This window comes from Caballeronia sordidicola, assembly GCF_001544455.2.
Lineage (GTDB): Bacteria > Pseudomonadota > Gammaproteobacteria > Burkholderiales > Burkholderiaceae > Caballeronia > Caballeronia sordidicola.
Map to the genome: position 1 here is coordinate 58,365 of NZ_FCOC02000027.1, position 17,226 is coordinate 75,590.

General features: G+C 62.7%; 15 protein-coding genes. 10 read left to right on the plus strand and 5 right to left on the minus strand.

Going from position 1 to position 17,226, the window contains the following annotated elements:
• Positions 1-73 precede the first annotated feature (73 nt).
• The 4 genes from AWB64_RS27685 to AWB64_RS27700 all read right to left on the minus strand — a co-directional run bounded on the left by AWB64_RS27685 (position 74) and on the right by AWB64_RS27700 (position 4,342).
• Positions 74-1,309 carry an amidase gene (locus AWB64_RS27685; protein ID WP_060858600.1) on the minus strand — a complete coding sequence of 412 codons (1,236 nt, stop codon included), beginning with the start codon at positions 1,307-1,309 and terminating at the stop codon, positions 74-76.
• Positions 1,306-1,698 (minus strand): oxalurate catabolism protein HpxZ, encoded by a 393-nt coding sequence (hpxZ, locus tag AWB64_RS27690; protein WP_060858601.1) that lies wholly within the window; start codon positions 1,696-1,698, stop codon positions 1,306-1,308. The genes AWB64_RS27685 and hpxZ overlap by 4 nt, the downstream gene beginning before the upstream one ends.
• Positions 1,699-1,785: 87 nt before the next feature.
• Positions 1,786-2,994 carry an oxamate carbamoyltransferase subunit AllG family protein gene (locus AWB64_RS27695; RefSeq protein ID WP_060858602.1) on the minus strand — a complete coding sequence of 403 codons (1,209 nt, stop codon included), beginning with the start codon at positions 2,992-2,994 and terminating at the stop codon, positions 1,786-1,788.
• A gap of 85 nt (positions 2,995-3,079) precedes the next feature.
• Entirely contained in the window at positions 3,080-4,342 is a 1,263-nt protein-coding gene (locus tag AWB64_RS27700; RefSeq protein ID WP_060858603.1) for an amidohydrolase/deacetylase family metallohydrolase, read from the minus strand.
• A 518-nt stretch (positions 4,343-4,860) separates the two neighbouring features.
• On the opposite strand from AWB64_RS27700, the gene AWB64_RS27705 reads away from it, so the two are divergent.
• From AWB64_RS27705 to AWB64_RS27740, 8 genes are all read left to right on the plus strand, one after another.
• Positions 4,861-5,685, plus strand: a complete 825-nt coding sequence (locus AWB64_RS27705; RefSeq protein WP_060858604.1) for a transporter substrate-binding domain-containing protein — start codon at positions 4,861-4,863, stop codon at positions 5,683-5,685.
• A 92-nt stretch (positions 5,686-5,777) separates the two neighbouring features.
• Positions 5,778-7,313 carry an amino acid ABC transporter permease/ATP-binding protein gene (locus AWB64_RS27710; protein WP_060858605.1) on the plus strand — a complete coding sequence of 512 codons (1,536 nt, stop codon included), beginning with the start codon at positions 5,778-5,780 and terminating at the stop codon, positions 7,311-7,313.
• A 76-nt stretch (positions 7,314-7,389) separates the two neighbouring features.
• On the plus strand, positions 7,390-8,730 hold the full coding sequence (locus AWB64_RS27715) for an LLM class flavin-dependent oxidoreductase (RefSeq protein WP_244164227.1): 1,341 nt from the start codon (positions 7,390-7,392) through the stop codon (positions 8,728-8,730).
• 34 nt (positions 8,731-8,764) lie between these two features.
• A complete protein-coding gene (locus AWB64_RS27720; protein ID WP_060858606.1) occupies positions 8,765-9,304 on the plus strand; it encodes a flavin reductase in 540 nt (179 codons plus the stop codon).
• 365 nt (positions 9,305-9,669) lie between these two features.
• Complete coding sequence (locus AWB64_RS27725) at positions 9,670-10,476, plus strand: phytanoyl-CoA dioxygenase family protein (RefSeq protein WP_060858607.1); 807 nt, start codon at positions 9,670-9,672, stop codon at positions 10,474-10,476.
• A gap of 83 nt (positions 10,477-10,559) precedes the next feature.
• Positions 10,560-11,567 (plus strand): ABC transporter substrate-binding protein, encoded by a 1,008-nt coding sequence (locus AWB64_RS27730; protein ID WP_060858608.1) that lies wholly within the window; start codon positions 10,560-10,562, stop codon positions 11,565-11,567.
• Positions 11,568-11,611: 44 nt separating this feature from the next.
• On the plus strand, positions 11,612-12,355 hold the full coding sequence (locus tag AWB64_RS27735) for an ABC transporter ATP-binding protein (RefSeq protein ID WP_244164228.1): 744 nt from the start codon (positions 11,612-11,614) through the stop codon (positions 12,353-12,355).
• Positions 12,355-13,137 carry an ABC transporter permease gene (locus AWB64_RS27740; RefSeq protein WP_060858610.1) on the plus strand — a complete coding sequence of 261 codons (783 nt, stop codon included), beginning with the start codon at positions 12,355-12,357 and terminating at the stop codon, positions 13,135-13,137. The genes AWB64_RS27735 and AWB64_RS27740 overlap by 1 nt, the downstream gene beginning before the upstream one ends.
• 149 nt (positions 13,138-13,286) lie before the next feature.
• Here AWB64_RS27740 and AWB64_RS27745 read toward each other — a convergent pair whose 3' ends face one another.
• Positions 13,287-14,585: an MFS transporter gene (locus AWB64_RS27745; RefSeq protein ID WP_060858611.1), complete on the minus strand. Its 1,299-nt coding sequence runs from the start codon at positions 14,583-14,585 to the stop codon at positions 13,287-13,289.
• Between the two features lie 332 nt (positions 14,586-14,917).
• On the opposite strand from AWB64_RS27745, the gene AWB64_RS27755 reads away from it, so the two are divergent.
• Together AWB64_RS27755 and AWB64_RS27760 are read left to right on the plus strand one after the other, a co-directional pair.
• Positions 14,918-15,787, plus strand: coding sequence for a TauD/TfdA dioxygenase family protein (locus AWB64_RS27755; RefSeq protein WP_060858613.1), 870 nt, complete (start codon positions 14,918-14,920; stop codon positions 15,785-15,787).
• 128 nt (positions 15,788-15,915) lie between these two features.
• A complete protein-coding gene (locus tag AWB64_RS27760; protein WP_244164229.1) occupies positions 15,916-16,974 on the plus strand; it encodes a LacI family DNA-binding transcriptional regulator in 1,059 nt (352 codons plus the stop codon).
• Positions 16,975-17,226 lie beyond the last annotated feature (252 nt).

A 17,226-nucleotide genomic window follows, 5' to 3' on the forward strand; every position in this document is an offset into this window, starting at 1 on the left:
CGTTGTGTTCGGTTGTCCTGCGGGTCGATGCGAAGCGTGCATGGCCGCCTGCTTATGGCGCCGCCACGTTGAGTCAGTCCGCGAGCGCGGCGTGCAGCGCGCGGGCGACCGCGAGCACCGCTTCGTCGTCGCCGCGCGCGCCGATCACGGACAGGCCGAGCGGTGCGCCATCGAATGCGGTCCATGGGAACGTGACCTGCGGCAGTCCCCCCAATCCGGCAATGCACAGCATCTGCTGGGAGCGGCGGCGGATGCCGTCGATCTCGGCGCCGGACGCGTCGACGCACGGCGCGATCCACGGCAGCGTAGGCATCACAACGAAGGTGCTCGTGCCGCCGAACAGGCGCGCGATACGGCGCAGCGCATCGACGCGAACCCGCTGCGCGTCCGCGACCTGTTCGCGCGAAATCGTGAGGGCGGTCGCGAAACGCGCACGCACGTCCGCGCCGAACGTATCGAGATGCGCGGCCGCCCACGGTCCGTGCTGCAACGCCACCTCCGCACCCTGCAAGACGCGAAATGCGTCGGCCCAACTATCCGGCGCAAGGCCGTCGTCGATCATCTCGATTCGCCATGCGGAACGCAGACGCGCACACATCGATTCGAATGCGGCGCGCGCCGGCGAATGCAACAGCGGCAGTATTTCGTTCGGCACGACGAGGCGCGCCTGCTGCGCGTCGTCCAGTGGCATGGCCGTTGTGCCATGCGAGAGCACGCCAAGCACGTCAGCGAGCAGCGCGCCGTCGCGCGCGAACCAGCCGACCGTGTCGAAGCTGTGCGCGAGCGTCACGCAGCCGTTGCCTGGAATGCGGCCGTGCGTGGGACGGATTCCCCAGATGCCGCAGTAGCTGGCCGGCAGACGGATCGAGCCGCCGCAGTCAGTGCCGAGGCCGATGTCCGCGTAGCCGGCCGCAACCGCGACCGCGGAACCCGACGACGAGCCGCCCGGCGTCCTCGTCGGTGCGGCGGGATTTTCGGGCGTGCCGTAGTGCGCGTTGATCCCGGCGAGGCTGTACGTCAGCTCGTCGGTGACGGTCTTGCCGATCCATTGCGCGCCGTGGTCGAGCAGCAGTCTCACGGCCGGCGCGTTCGACGCGGCGAGCGGTTGCGCATCGCGCCACACGGGATTGCCGCCGCCAGTGCGCAAGCCCGCAATATCGAAGACGTCTTTGACCGCGAGGCGCGCGGATGCGAGGACGGGAAGTTGTGCATCATCGATGGCTGGCGCCGCGGCGGACGGCAAGCTTCCGAAGCCATCGCGCACGAACGCGCCATGCAGGCCGGGCTGAAGCAGATCGGCTTTTGTCATTGCGGCGCCTTCGGTTCGTCCATCCAGCTCACGTGCGCGGCGACGACTTTCCAGTTGCCGTCGATCTTCACCCACGTCTGCGACTGGCGGCCGATTCGCGCTTCGCCGTCGCGTACGAACGTGATGTTCGCCACGGCGAAGCGGTCGCCGAATGTCGTGATCCAGCGCTGGGTCACGGTCCGCATCAACGCCTTCGACGGACGCTGCGCGCGGAACGCGCGGATCTCGTCGTAGCCAGCAAGGTTTTCGGTCGTGCCGAAGCGCAGTGTATGCGGGCTGTCCCAAAAGAGTGCATCGAGCAGCGCGACGTCGTTCGTCGTCAGCGCGACCTCGTAAGCGGACGACGCGCGCTCGACTTCGGCGTAGGTATTGGATTCGTTGATATGCATGGAAGAGCAGTTCGTTAGCGAACGCGTACCGGCGTTTCACCTGGCAGGCGCTCGCAATAAACGGGACGTCAAGCAGAGCACCCGGATTCAGCGTCGATTCAGCGCCGCGAGAAAAAGCGCGAGCGGTGCCGCGTAGACCCCGCGTCCGAGCAGTCCCGCGCGGCCAGCCGAGTCTATCATCGCGATCGCGGCAAGCGGGTCGGTGCCGCGCTCGGCGACGGCGGCCGCGTCCAGCGCGCAGCGCAACCCGCCAAACTCCGGCCAGTCGCCGGCGAACAACGGCGGCTGCGCGGTCTGCCAGTCGCCGGGCAGCCATGACGCGAATGCCTCTGCGGGCTCGGGGGCGAGGCGCAGCGCCTGCGCGCCGAAGCCGGCCGCGTCGATCACGCCGCTGTCACCCACGAGCGGCGACGCGATCTCGCGCGACCCCGGCCTGATCCTCGGCCCGCGCGGCGCGGCGGCCGGTTGCGTGACCCAGCGCGACGGATCGCCGGCGAGCCGCACGCCAACTTCGCGTCCATTGCCGGCCAGCGCGACGACGAGCGTCGCGTCCGGGTCCGAGCCGCCGTTCGCGGCGGCGTCCATCATCAGATGGCACGCGGCCATCCATAGCGTCAGGAAAAACAGCGGCGACTGGTCCAGGATGCCGCGCGCGGCCGGCAGTGCGAGACGGTCGGCAAGCGCGGCCGTTGCCGCCGTGGTGCGCGCATGCAGATCGTCGCCGCCCACGAGGCCGGCCGCCGCGAGCGGCAACAGATCGACCGGGTTGCCGGCGAGCGCGTGGGCGAGCAGCGGCACGAACACGGTCTCGCGCCAGCGCAGCCGTTCCAGCACGGCCGGATCGCGCGTGCCGAAGCGGATCTGCGCGCCCGCGCCGCTGCCGAACATCGACCATGCGCGGCGTCGCGGATCGTCCGGCGCGGCGGCGTCGATCACTTCGACAAGCGGCGTATTCGGCGACACGATCGCCGCGAGCGGCACGACGACCCGATACGACTGCGCATCGGCGAGCCGCACCTTGCCGCTTGCGATAAGCCGCTGCGCGTCGGTTTCGGTCGATGCCCAGCCTTCGTGCAGGCATGCGAGCACTGCCGAAGACAGCACGGGCGGCGGCGGCCCGACCGGGTCCGCGAACGGCGGCCCGGCGTGCAGCAACGTGAAGTCGGGCAGGGCGATCGCATCGCGCGCGGACACGACCGCGCGCCATTGCGGGCGGACCGCATGCAGCCGCGCCAGCGCGGCGCGGTTCGCGGCGGCACGGGCGGCTTCGGTTCCGGTAACGGGTTCGATACTCATCGCGGACCTCGCGCAATACCAGACCCGCTGAGTACGCGAGCCCACTGGGGCGGATGTTTCATCATCGATTCATCGAAGCGGCGGTTCATGCTGCAATTGGCAACGGCAGGCTGGGCGCATCCGCTTCGTATCGCACGCCGTCGCGCACGCAGAAGGCCGGCGTCAGCATGCGCTCGGTCACGATCTGCGTGCCTTCGTTGTCCTCCAGCGTCCAGCGGCCGCGCTGGTCGTCGAGCACAGAGATGTCCGCGACGCCGCCTACCTTCAGCGTGCCGAGCGTGCCTTCCATGCCGATCATCCGCGCGGCGTTAACGGAGACCATCTTCACAACGTGATTGAGTGGCAGGCCGAGCGCGAGCATGCTCGTCATCGCGCTCACGAGGCTGAACTGCGTCTTGCCAAGGAACGAATGCTCCTCGTCCGGGTGCGAGTCCGGCGTGCCGGGCGGAGCGGGAACCACCGTGTTGTAGCCGTGCATGTCGGCGCCGAGCGTGTCGGGCACAACGCCCTGTTCGAGCACGAGCTGCGCCGTGCGGAAACTGAAATGCGAGCCATGCCCCACGTCCACGCGCAGTCCGCGCTGGATCGCCTCCGTCACGAGCGGATGGAGCTTGCCGCTTTGCTCGACAAAGCCGCCCGGATGGCGGCTGAACGGATGCGCGAGGATATCGCCCGGTTTCAGCATTTCGACGACCCGGTTGAAGATCGAATCGGGATCGACTTCGCGGCCGCCCGATTCGGGCTTCGGCCACAACTGGCCGAAATGAATGTAGACCGGCAGCTTGGCGTCGCGGCCAATCTTCGAGGCGATTTTCATCACGTCGACACCCCAGCGCGCGAAGCCGCCAATTTCCGCATGCGCCTTGATGCCTTTCACGAGATCCGGATTCGCCAGCGCGGATTTCACCGAAGCTTCCGCGTCAAGGCATTCGGGACTGTACAGATCGGGATAGTAGTGGCCTTCGAGCCCGCCAACGAGATACGCGGACAGATACGACAGCACGCGCGTCGCCGACGGTTGGGCCACGTAGTGCCGAAAGCCCGGCACGGTGATGCAACTCGCGCCGCCCTGGTCGACCAGCGTCGTCACGCCAGAGCGCACGCCGCAGAGGTCGGCGTTCAGGCCGAAACGGCCCGTCACGTACTGATACACGTGTGCGTGCGTATCGATCAACCCGGGCAGCACCAGGCGTCCGCGGCAATCGACCGTTTCTGCGCCGACTGCCTGCGGCGACAGGTCCGCGCCGATGGCCGCGATCGTGGTGCCGTCGACGAGAATATCCAGCGTGGCGTCAATACCGGCGGCGGGGTCGATCACACGACCTTGTTTGAGAAGAAGTTTGGGCATGAATGGTCCGGTTCCCTGTTGCAATGCGTGGTGTACCGCAAGTAGTGTGCCGGGGAATTTTAGCCATCCGCAGGCTGCACTGATCGATATCACTTTACATGGTATGCCACATATATGTAAGGGCCGGTTTTACCATCGGGCGGCGGTGCGCACGGCTTGCGCAGCGGACCCGTAGATCTTTGCCCGAGCGAGCATGCGATTCTCACCAGCCAGCCTGGATAACCGTTTCCATTCATCTAAATGGTATGCCACGCATTTCACCAAAACGACGCGAACCGCACATGCGCTGTGCACGATCCGGGTTCGCGAACCCAGCTTGGTGCCCGCCGGGTGTGGCCGGCTCGCCGGTCTTCAAAGCGAAACAGTCCCTGAGAGGGCGCCGCACAAGGCGGTTCGAACGGCGCGCTGCGCACACCCGAAGTGGGACATTACTGGCATAGACTTTGCGGTACACCACACATTTATGCCACGGCTCGCATCCTCCGCCGTCCTCCTCCATCGCAGCGGGGCTCATCATCATGGACAAAAAAAGCAGTAAAGGCCGGCAGTGGCTCGTCGCCATGCTTTGCGCCGCCGGATTCGCGGCGGCCAGCGTGCATGCCGAGACGGCGCCGACGCTCACGCCCGGCACGCTGAAGGTCGGCATGCAGGCGACCTATCCGCCGTTCGAGTACTACGACGGCGACAAGATCGAAGGCGCGGATCCCGAGCTTGCGAGAGCGATTGCGAAGCAGCTTGGCAGCAGCACGGCATTTATCGATACACCGCTGCCGCAACTGATCCTCGGACTGAACGCAAGCCGCTTCGACGTCATCATGTCCGCCATGTACGTGACACCCGAGCGCGCGGCGCAGGCCACGCCGATTCCATATGCGCAGACCGGCTCGGCGATCATGGTCGCCGCGTCGACCGGCATGAAGCCGCGCACGATGCAGGATCTGTGCGGGATGCACCTCGGCATCGTGCAGGGCACGGCATGGGTCGGCCAACTGCACGACGTGTCTGACCATTACTGCCAGCCTAACGGCAAGCCGCCGATCGTGGTCAGCGAATTTGGTTCGACCTCCTACGTGCTTCAGGCCATGCTCTCGAACAACGTGCAGGCCGGCATGCAGGTCGCTGCGACCGCAAAGGCGCTCGCGGACAAATCGGGCGGCCGCGTGATCGTCACATCGACAGACCTGATCAATCCGCAGACTATCGGCATCTTCGTGCGCAAAGACAACAAGCCGCTGCACGACGCGCTCATCAAGGCGCTCGACGGCTTGAAGAAGTCCGGCGAGTACGACAGTCTACTGCGGCGCTATGGGCTCAAGCCGCCGCCCGCGGCGACTGCGTTGTAACGCGCGCCCGGTCCGGTGGCGTCGCGCTGGGCCATCCGCTCTCGCCGCCGCGTAGCCGCGGCATTCCCGGTGTCCGATTCAACGAGACCTCCATGCACTTCGATTTTCGCTACATGCTGTCGCTGTTCGCGATACCGGCGTTCTGGCGGGCAAGCGTTACAGTCGTCGAATTGAGTGCGCTCGCGTGGCTGATCGCCGCCGCCGCGGGCTTTATGCTCGCGACCGCGCGGATGTCCGGCTGGCGCTCGATGTCCGTCTTCGCATCGATCTACATCTGGCTGTTCCGCAGCCTGCCGCTGATGGTGCTGATCGTGTTCGTGTACAACCTGCCGCAACTGCTGCCGCAGACGGGCGGTGTCCTCTCGAACCCGTTCAACGCGGCGCTAATCGCGCTGGTGCTGACGGAAACCGCGTACATGGCCGAGATCCATCGCGGCGCGCTGATGTCGGTCGCAAAAGGGCAGTACGAGGCGGCGGCCGCGCTCGGCATCCGCTGGACCGGCGCGCAGCGGCTCGTGATCATCCCGCAGGCAATGCGCATCGCGCTGCCAACACTCGGCAACCAGTTCATTTCGTGCGTGAAGCTGACGTCACTCGCGTCCGCGATCTCGCTGAGCGAACTGCTGCTCGTTGGCGAGCGCCTGTATGCGCAGAATTTTCTCGTGATGGAAACGCTGCTTGCATGCGCGATCTATTACGTGCTGATCGTGTCGATGTTCACGTGGCTGATGCAGCTTGGCGAGCGGCACATGAATCTCGCCGCGCGCAAACCCCGCACGCTGTCCGATGAAGAGGCGGCCGCACTGCGTGGCGGGTTGGTCGTGCGAGGCTCGACGCCGCAGACCGGCCGCGGCGCGGCGCCCGCATTGCTCCTGAAGGGCGTTCAGAAACGCTATGGCGAACAGCACGTGCTGAAGGGCATCGATCTCGACGTGAAGGCGGGCGAAGTGATGTCGATCATCGGGCCGTCGGGGTCCGGCAAGACCTCGCTGATCCGCACGATCAACGCACTCGAATGGCCGGACGCCGGCGAGATCATCCTGTTCGGCCGCGGTTATCTGTCGTCGCGCGACCGCCCTGGCAACGCGAGCGTGCGCCAGGGCGTGAAGCACATCGGCATGGTGTTCCAGAGTTTCAATTTATTCCCGCACCGGACGATCCTTGAAAACGTCACGCTCGCGCCGCGCTATCAGGGGCATGCGAGCCGCGCGGAACTCGACACCCGCGCGCTGGCGCTGCTCGACAAGGTCGGTCTGCTCGCCCACGCGTACAAGTATCCGCATCAACTGTCGGGCGGCCAGCAGCAGCGCGTTGCGATTGCGCGCGCACTCGCGATGGAACCCGACGTGATGCTGTTCGATGAGCCGACGTCGGCGCTCGACCCCGAACTGGTCGACGACGTGCTGAATGTGATCCGTGACCTCGCGAACGAAGGCATGACGATGGTGATCGTCACGCACGAGATGGACTTCGCCATGTCGGTGTCGAACCGCGTCGCGTTCATGGAAGGCGGTGTCGTGCAACTGCTCGCGTCGCCCGACGAGATTCGATGGTCGCCGGACGCGGTGCGCGTGCGGCGCTTCATCGGCATTGACGAGACGCCGGTACGCGCGGTTGCAACCGCATGAGCGCCACCCGCTTCTTCCTCCCGGCGCGTTTCGCCGGGCCCTGTTCACAGACCAATGACCAAGGATTCGCAAGGCCATGACCAACACGGGTAATCGCAACATGGTGCTCGGCATGCTGGCGTACGCGACAGGCCAGCATGTCGCGTCGTGGCTCCAGTCGACCGCGCCCGCCGACGCCACGACCAACATCGACTATTGGCGCCGTCTTGCCAGCCTCGCCGAGGAAGGCCGCTTCGACCTGTTCTTTCTCGCCGACAGCCCCGGCGCGCGCACCGAGAAGCTGAACGACTTCTCACGCTTTCCGTACATGATGAACATGTTCGAGCCAATCACGCTGCTCTCCGCGCTCGCCGGTACGACGAAGCACATCGGCCTCGGTGCAACCGGTTCTACGAGCTTCTACGAGCCGTACAACCTCGCGCGCCTGTTCGCTTCGCTCGATCATCTGTCTCATGGCCGCGCGGGCTGGAACGTCGTGACGACCGCGAGCGACTACGCGGCGCGCAACTTCGGGCTCGACCGGCTGCCGCCGCACGGGCAGCGCTATGCACGCGCGCGCGAATTCTTCGACGTCGTGATGCGCCTGTGGGACACCTGGGACGACGACGCGTTTCTTGCGGACAAGGCCGCGTGCCGGATGTTCGATCCGGAGAAATTTCATGTCACCGACTTCCAGGGCGAGCATTTCCGCGTGCACGGCGCGCTGAACATCCGGCGCACGCCGCAGGGGCGGCCGGTCATCATCCAGGCGGGTTCGTCGGAGGAGGGCAAGTCGTTCGCGGCGGAGGCGGCCGAGGTCGTGTTCGCGTCCGATCCCACCTTCGATGAGGCAAAGCGTTTCTACGCGGACGTGAAGGGCCGGATGTCCGGCTTCAATCGCGACGCGAGCCAGTTGAAGATCCTGCCGGGATTGTCGGTAATGGTCGGCGGCAGCAAGGCCGAAGCCGAGGACAAATACCGCGAGTTGCAGAACCTGATTCATCCGGACGTCGGCCGCATGCGTCTCGGGATGGACCTCGAAGCGGACCTGACCGGCCTGCCGGTCGACGAGCCGATTCCCGAACATCTGATTCCGAAGAAGGCGAATCTGCACCAGGCGTACTTCCGCCAGATCACGACGCTGATCCGCGAACAGAACATGACACTGCGCCAGTTGTACACGAGCTACGACCGGGGCAAGGTCACGGTTTGCGGCACGCCGGCACAGATTGTCGACTACATGGAAGAGTGGGTGGATGGCGGCGCGGCCGACGGTTTCATGCTCGCGTTCCACGTGGTGCCAAACGATATGGAGGATTTCGTGCGCCACGTCGTGCCCGAACTGCAACGGCGCGGCCGGCTTCGCAAGCAATACACCGGCACAACACTGCGTGACAACCTGGGGCTGGAACGGCCCGCGAGCCGATATGCGCGCTGACGCACCGGCCCATTCTGGACAAGGAGATTTCCCGATGTCGATAGACATGGCATTTGCCGCGGCCCGCAAGGCCGCATGTTCTCAGCAGAGTACGCTCTGCGTAACGGACTTCCGCAACGCGATGGCCAACCTCGGCGCCGCGGTCCACATCATCACCACCGACGGCGCGACGGGCCGCGCGGGCTTCACTGCGTCAGCGGTATGCAGCGTGACCGATTCGCCGCCGAGCGTGCTCGTCTGCATCAATCGCAACTCGTCCGCCTACGCGGCGACGCTCAGCAACCGCGTTGTCTGCATCAATACGTTGAGCGCAAGCCAGCAGCCGATGTCGGCCGCGTTCTCCGCGAAGGCGCCGATGGACGAGCGGTTCGCATCCGGCGAATGGGTCGAGGAGGACGGGCGCGCGCCCGCGCTGCGCGGCGCGATCATGTCGATGCACTGCCGGATATCGAACACGGTATCGGTCGGTACGCACGACATCCTGCTGTGCGAGGTCGACCGGATCGACGCGAATCCGCACGGGGGCATTTTGATCTACTACAACCGCAAGTATCACGACATTGCATGCGAATAAGGTGCCGTGGCGCTTCATTTTGCACGCCAGGACGGTGATATTTTTTGCGTAATGTGTGGTACACCACAAAAATGCCTCATCGTCGTGCGCTGCTCACACATATTGTGCTTGCTGACTCAATACAGTGCGCGTGCCTGGGAAGCCCACCAAGGCATGATTGTCGATATATACGTGGTGTGCCACACAGTTAGCATCCGGCGATCCGCACGGCGCAATGTTCGAGACGCCACCCGGGCGCGCCCTGCGGACTCACTTCTACTACATTGGCATGGTTAATGCCTTGAGCCACAACGACAGAAATCACCGCAACATTCGGCGGCCCTGGTTCGCAAGAAAATCGGATCACTTCACACGAGAGCAACGAAATGGGAAAGCGACTGACATCCGAACAGATCCTTAAATTCAAGGAAGACGGCTATATCGCGCCGTGCCGCGCTGTTTCCGATCGCGAGGCCGGCGAATATTTTCGTCGCATCGAGGCGTTCGAAGAACGAACGGGATTACCCGCCGAGGGATCGCTGAAGATCAAGGCGCATCTTTCCTCGCCCTGGATGGTCGATCTCGCTTGCAACCCCGGCATACTCGATGTTGTGGAAGACCTGATTGGACCGAATATCCTGCTGTTCCGATCTTCCTTGTTTGCCAAGAACGCGCACGATCCCGGCTTCGTTTCATGGCACCAGGATTCGCTTTACTACGGACAGGTGCCCAGTGCATGCGTCACCGCATGGGTCGCATTCACCGACAGCCATCCGGGCAATGGATGCCTGCGCGTGATTCGTGGCTCCCATCTCGATGGCAATCGCGAGCATGAGGAACGCAAGGTTCCGAACAATCTGCTCGCGCGGGGCCATACCGTAATCGATGTCAACGAAGACGACGCGGTTGACCTGACGCTTCGACCCGGCGAATTCTCGGTTCACCATGAACGCACGGTGCACGGCTCGATGCCCAACACATCGGATGGCCGGCGCATTGGTCTGGCGTTTTTCTATGGCCCGACTCATGTCAGTTCGGTGCGCGGCAGGCGCAACGCGGTATTGGTCCGCGGGGTTGACGAATATAACCACTGGGACAAGGAGCCATTGCCTCGCTACGACCTCGATCCCGTGACAATGGCGGATCTTGGCCACGTTTTCAAACGCTATGAAGCCGGAGAATTCAAGCTGTGATTTGCTGGTCTTTCGTAGCTGTTGTCAACCGTGACGCTACTGGCGTCCACGCTCTTTACTTTGATCGGTGCTGAAACTCATAAATGAAAAAGCATGCTAACGGACGGGGTCCGAAGTGTCTCACGCTCCTTGCAATATCACTTGCGCTAGTATCGGCGACACCGGTCGCGCACGCTGCGGATCAGGTCAAGTTCGCGTTGAACTGGCTTATCAGCGGGCGCGATGCGGGCTATTTCGTGGCGTTGGACAAGGGCTTTTACCGCGACGCGGGACTTGACGTGGATATATCACGGGGACGCGGATCCGGCGATACGTTGAAACGCATATCCATTGGAGAGTCGATGTTCGGCCTGGTGGATACGGCCACTGTAATCGCCGGCGTCGCCAACGACAACGCACCGGTCAAGATGGTCGCGATGACTTACGGGAAAGCCGCAACGGCAATCCTTTATGCGGCGGAGTCGGGCATCAAGAGTCCGAAGGACCTGGAAGGAAGAACGGTGGCACGCTCCGCCGCCGGATCGACAATCAACATGTGGCCCGCATTCCTGAAGGTCAATCATATAGACCGCAGCAAGATCAAGGAGATCACGGTCACGGCAAGCTCCTACGCGCCCATGCTGATGGCCCGGCAGGTCGACGCGGTGCTCGATCAAAGTTCGTATCTCGGCCGCTATCAGAAGGTCGCTGATTCGCAGAAGCTGACGATCAAGGTGTTCAGGTTCTCGGATTACGGATATGACCTGTATGGAGACGCGCTTGTTGCCACCGACTCGACCATTCACGACAAGCCGGATGTGGTGAAGCGCTTTGTTGCAGCATCCTTGCGTGGGAATCTGTACGCGTTCGATCATCCGGACGAGGCCGTGGCGATTCTTGCCAGACACGCGGCTGAAGCCGAGCCCGCTATTGCAAAAGCCGAACTGCTCGACACCAGACAGCTTGCCCTGACCGACGAAGTCAAGAAGCACGGCTATGGTTTTATCGATCCCGCGAAGCTTGCCAACAACGTCAATCTGATCCGGGAGCCGCTTGGCCTCAAGCGTTCGGTGACCGTGGAGCAGTTGTACACACCGGCATTCTTCAAATAGGGCTATGCGCGATGAACGAAATCCTTAAACTCGCGCAGATAGGCATGACCTACGTTGGCCGCTCCGGCAAGCGGGTCAATGCGCTCAACGACGTCTCGCTTGCCGTGCGCGAGGACGAGTTCCTGACAATCATCGGGCCCAGCGGCTGCGGCAAAAGCACGTTATTAAAAATCTTCGGCAAGATAGTGCCCGCCACCACCGGCAACATCCAGTTCCGCTGCAAGACATTGACGGCGCCCACCTCTGATATTGGCATCTGCTTTCAGCAGCCGCTGCTTTTTCCATGGCATACCGTCGAGCGCAACGTGCTGATGCCAATGGAAATGCTTGGCCGCTCGATCGACAAGCATCGTGGGGAAGCAAGGGACCTGATCGAACTTGTGGGGCTCAAGGGATTCGAGCAGTCGTATCCGCGAGAACTATCCGGGGGAATGCAGCAGCGGGTGGCCATCGCGCGCGCGCTCATCACCGACCCGCCGCTGTTGCTCATGGACGAGCCGTTCTCGGCGCTCGACGCCATGACGCGTGAGGAGTTGTCTCTTGAAATCCTGCGCATCTGGCAGGAGCGCAAGAAGACAATCATTTTCGTGACGCACTCTATTCCAGAAGGCGTACTGCTCTCGGATCGTCTGGTCATCATGGCGACCCGGCCTGGACGCATCGATCAAATCGTGGATATCGATTTACCGAGGCCTCGTACTATTTCGATGACTTCCACACCGCGTTTCGGACACTTTTCCAATCTGGTTCGTGACCGTGTTCAGACATTGCAGCGGGAGAGCAAGTAATGTTCGGAAAAAAAGTGCTCGGCGACGGATCGACCATGATGTCGGTGGTGGCGATCATCGGACTGCTGGTTGTTTGGGAGGCAATATGCCGGTTCGCCAAGGTGCCGGACTGGCTGCTTCCCGCGCCCACGGTAATCGGCAAGGCGATCTGGCTTAACCGCGCCTCATTGCCCGGCCATTTCGCAACGACGCTCTTTGCCTCGTTGAGTGGCTTCGCACTCGCGGTCGCAGTCGGCGTTCCTCTTGCCGTCATCATCACGTCGTCGAAGGTCGCACGGAACATCTTGTATCCGCTATTTCTTATCTTTGAGTCGGTTCCCAAAGTGGCGTTGGCCCCGCTCATTCTGTTGTGGGTTGGCTACGGAATGCCGTCCAAGGTTCTCGTCGCAGCGGTGACGGCGTTTTTTCCGATCGTGATCAACACAAGCGCGGGACTTGCTTCGGTATCCGAAGAGATGTTGCAGTTGAGCCGCTCTTACGGCGCGCCCATGCTTCGAACGTTCATCAAGATCAGACTTCCGTTTGCGATGCCGTATCTCTTTGGCGGCATGAAAGTCGCCATGACGCTTGCTGTGATTGGCGCGGTTGTCGGCGAGTTCGTGGGCTCCGACACAGGGCTTGGCTTCGTAATTCTGACTGCTTCGAGCACGATGAACACGGACCTTGTGTTCAGCGCCATGACTCTTCTGTCGATCATGGGCGTCGCGCTTTTCTACGCTATCGCCTTGCTGGAACGTGGCATTTGCCCATGGTATCAGCCAGTTGACCAGCACGAAGCATAGGCCAGTGGCCAGCGCCGCGGTTCAGGCCGCGGCGCCTTCGGGCCGGGTTGCGTTCCAGCCCGCAGGCGCGCCATAAAACCGGCTGTATTCCCGGCACCTTGCGAAGGGCTGTTGCAGCCGGCCGATACGCCGCCAAGCGGATCACGCCCTCACATGCGTGCCGGCGCCCTCACAGCGGCGGTTTCCGTCCGGGCCGGCCGGATGGCAAGAATGACCAGGCCGCCGACCACACCCAACACACCCAGCAACGCAAACGCGAGCGAGAAATTTCCGGTCATTTCTTTCAGCCGGCCGACCAGGATCGGCCCGACGAAACCGCCCAGGAGATTACCAAGACCGCCCGTGAACGCGATCGATGGAATCGCCCATTGGCGCGGCAGGAAATCGGTCGACAGCGCCGAGATCAGCGGCAGGGTCATGAACATGAAGAAGCCGATGAGCGTGAACGCAGCCATCTGCACGAGCACCGAATGAACCCCTGCCTGCGAGCCGAGAAACAGCAGCAGACCGACCATCAGCAGTGGCATGCCCGCATGCATGCGCCGCTCTTGAAAACGGTCCGAACTATACGTCGCCACGATCACGCCAAGTATGCTGGCGAAATAGGGCAGTGCGCTCAACAATCCCACGTTGCCGATGTTGGCGGAACTCGCGGCCTTCAAGACCGTGGGCAACCATAGCGTGAAGCCATAATTGACCATGTTGTTGAGCGAGAACGCGCAAAGCAGCAACCAGACCGCGGGCTGGCGGAACATGCCTCTCCAGTCGGCGGAAGCGCGTGCTGCCGCGAATTCCGCTTGTTCGGCGGAGAGCCGGGCGGACAGCCTTTGTCGCTCTGCCGCGGGCAACCACACGGCAGCTTCCACGCTGTCGGGAATCGCGCGCCACCAGACCACCGCCCAGATCCACGCAGGTATGCCTTCGAGGACCAGCATGACGTGCCAGTCGGTATAGGTCAGCACAAATCCCGAGATAGGGCCTGAAAGCAGCGCGCCGAACGGAATGCTCAGGTTCCACAAACCGAACGCGCGGCCTCGCTCCGACTTCAGGAACCATTGCGACAGCAACAGCGCGAGCGAAGTCCACACCGGGCCTTCGCACAGGCCGAGCATGAAGCGCATCACAGCCAGTTCGACAAAATTGGTGGCGAAGCCGGTGAGCATTGCGAACGTTCCCCAGGCGATCAGCGCCCCGAGTACGGTGCGCCGCGCGCCAAAGCGCGGGGCGAGCCAACCTGCGGCGAGAAAGCTGAGCAGATAGCCCCAGAAAAACACCCCCGCGACAAACCCTCCTTGCGAGGGCGACAGCCCCAGGTCCTTCGACATGCTGGGAAGCGCCATGCCTATGTTGACGCGGTCGAAATAGGCGATCGTGTAGAGCAGGAACACGACCGGCATGATCCTCAGCCAGCGAGTGCGTGAGCCTTCTTGAGCGGAGTCGCGGTTCATTGCATGCGCCCCCGGGCTGTCGATTTCTCCATGGCGGGCGTAACCAGAACAAGCATCGCATTCCAGTCTTTCGGCCCGGACAGGGCTGCGATCATGTGTGATCGAGTGCAGAAATAAGCCAGCATGGCGGCCGTCTCCTTGTCGTTCGGATAGTCATTGACACTACCTCTCGGGTAGAGACAGAATACCATGACTACGTAGTCACAAATAGCTTCTTAATCCTTTAAGGGTAAGTCTCTATAAAAGACTACGTATTCTGTCGCTTGTCAAAAGCGTCATCTGATCATGCATCGACGCCAGGCGTTCCGCGCGCTGGCCATAGGGGAAAAGTCATGAGAATCACGTCTGGGCAAGCCAATCCGCGCTTTGTCGCTGAAGTGTCGGGAATCGATCTTCGTGAAACGCAGGACCGTGAATTACTGGGAAGCTTGCGCGCGGCAATGGATGAATATGCGGTCCTGGTCTTTCGCAACCAGCCTTTCACCAATGACGAGCAACTCGCGTTTGCGCAGCGTTTCGACGGTGTGCTCCATACCAAGACTTCCGTCGCGGTGCTGGGAAAAAACCGGTTCGGCAACGAGGCCCTGACGGACGTATCGAACGTGGGGGCGGGCGGCGATATCCTCGCCGCCGACGACCGCCGCCGCATGAGCACCGTGAGCAACCGTCTCTGGCATACCGATGCATCGTTCGAGGAACCCGCCGGCCGGTATTCCATGCTGTCCGCCCGCGTGGTTCCGCCGGTTCGCGCCGACACCGAATTCGCCGACATGCGGGCGGCCTACGACGCGCTGGACGACGCCATGAAGGCGACCATCGACGGTTTGCAGGTACACCATTCGATCGCGTATTCGCGACATGTGATGGGCTTCGATTTTTCGCCCGAGGAGCGCGAAAAGCTCAAGGGCGCGGACCATCCGCTCGTGCTCGCCAATGTCCGCACGGGGCGGCGTTCGCTTTACCTCGCTTCGCATGCGGAAAGCGTGCTCGACATGCCGGTGCCCGAGGGGCGGCTGCTGCTGCGCGATCTGATCGAGCACGCGACCCAGCCTCGCTTTGTTCACGCCCACGTCTGGCAACCGGATGACTTTGTGATCTGGGACAACCTCGCGACCATGCACCGGGCGCGTCCCTTCGATGACCGGAAATATCGGCGCGAAATGTGCAGGACGACCACGCTCGACCTGCCTTTCGCTGTCTGACCGGAGCGCGGGCATACGGGCACGCGGGCGCACGATAGAATGCGCCAGGAATAAATGTCCGGAGTATGTCGCGTGAATACAGCATCGCAGTTGACTGACGCAATGACGGCCAGCCCGGTGCGTGCGCCGTGGTGAAGCCTGAAGGCAAGGGCGTCGCCGGCCGCGCCAGGCGGCTGGCAAGCGTGACGAGCCACGATGTTGCACGCGCCGCGGGAGTCTCGCAGGCGACCGTTTCACGCGTGCTGCGAAACGACGCGAGCGTGAGTCAGGCCAGGCGCGACCGGGTCATGCGCGCACTCGCTGAAACGGGTTACGAACTGAACGCATCGGCTCGCGCATTTCGCACCAGCCACACGGGTTCGATCGGCGTTGTGGTGGCCCGGCTGTCCAACCAGATCTACCCGGCCATGCTCGAATCCCTGGGCGCCCGGCTTGCGAGCCTAGGGCAGCGCATGATCGTCTGGGACGCCGAATATGGCGGTGACGTACAGGCGAGCCAGGCGTTGAGGCAGGGTATTGTGGATGGCGTGATTCTGGCCGCGAGCACGAACGAGTCGGAGTTCATCAAGGAGATTCGCTCCCCGCAGGCGCCGGTCGTCTTGATCAACCGCACCGTCGATGGCTATCCGGGCGACCAAGTCTCCAGCGATAACGTCGGGGGTGGCCGGAGGGTCGCCGACTACCTGGTCAGAAGCGGACGCAAGCGGATTGCGTTGATCGGGGGACCGCAGCAGGCAAGCACGATCCGGGATCGGGAGCGGGGTTTTCGGGAAGCGCTCGAAGCGGCGGGCGTCGAATTGCTGGCGCATCACTATCAGCGCTCGCCCGAGTTTTCGCACGGAAGCGGCAAGGCCATGGCGCTTCGGTTGCTGGAACTTGCCACGCCGCCAGACGCCATATTTTGTGTGAACGACGTGCTGGCGCTCGGCGCTCTCGATGGCGCAAGGGTGGCGCGGGCGCGGGTGCCGGACGACCTGTGGATCGTCGGCTACGACGATGTCGAACTGGCTTCGTGGGATGCGTATGAGTTGACGACCGTGCGCCAGCCAATGGCCGAGATGGTGAGTTATTCGATCGATCTGCTGCTTGCAAAAATTCTCGATTCCGGCAAAGCCATCGAATTGAAGTGTTTTGCCAACGAGCTGGTTATCCGTCAGTCAACCGGCAAACATCCGTTTCCGCAGTAGTGGTGAGCCTGCGCTGCTTCTTCGTGCCAGGAAATCGTTCCTTGTTGCGGCGTGCGCATGCGCCGCGGTTCTTGCGCGATCGCAGATCCCACGCGTTCTTAATTTTACATAATGTTAATTATAAACTTTTTACGTGTAGGGGCAATATCCTAATGTCGTGTTTGAGCAATATAGGAATGTCGTGTTTTGCTTCTGGTGCGATGCTGGGAGCTTCCGATCCAACGATGGGAGCTCGCCATGCAGCCTACCGAA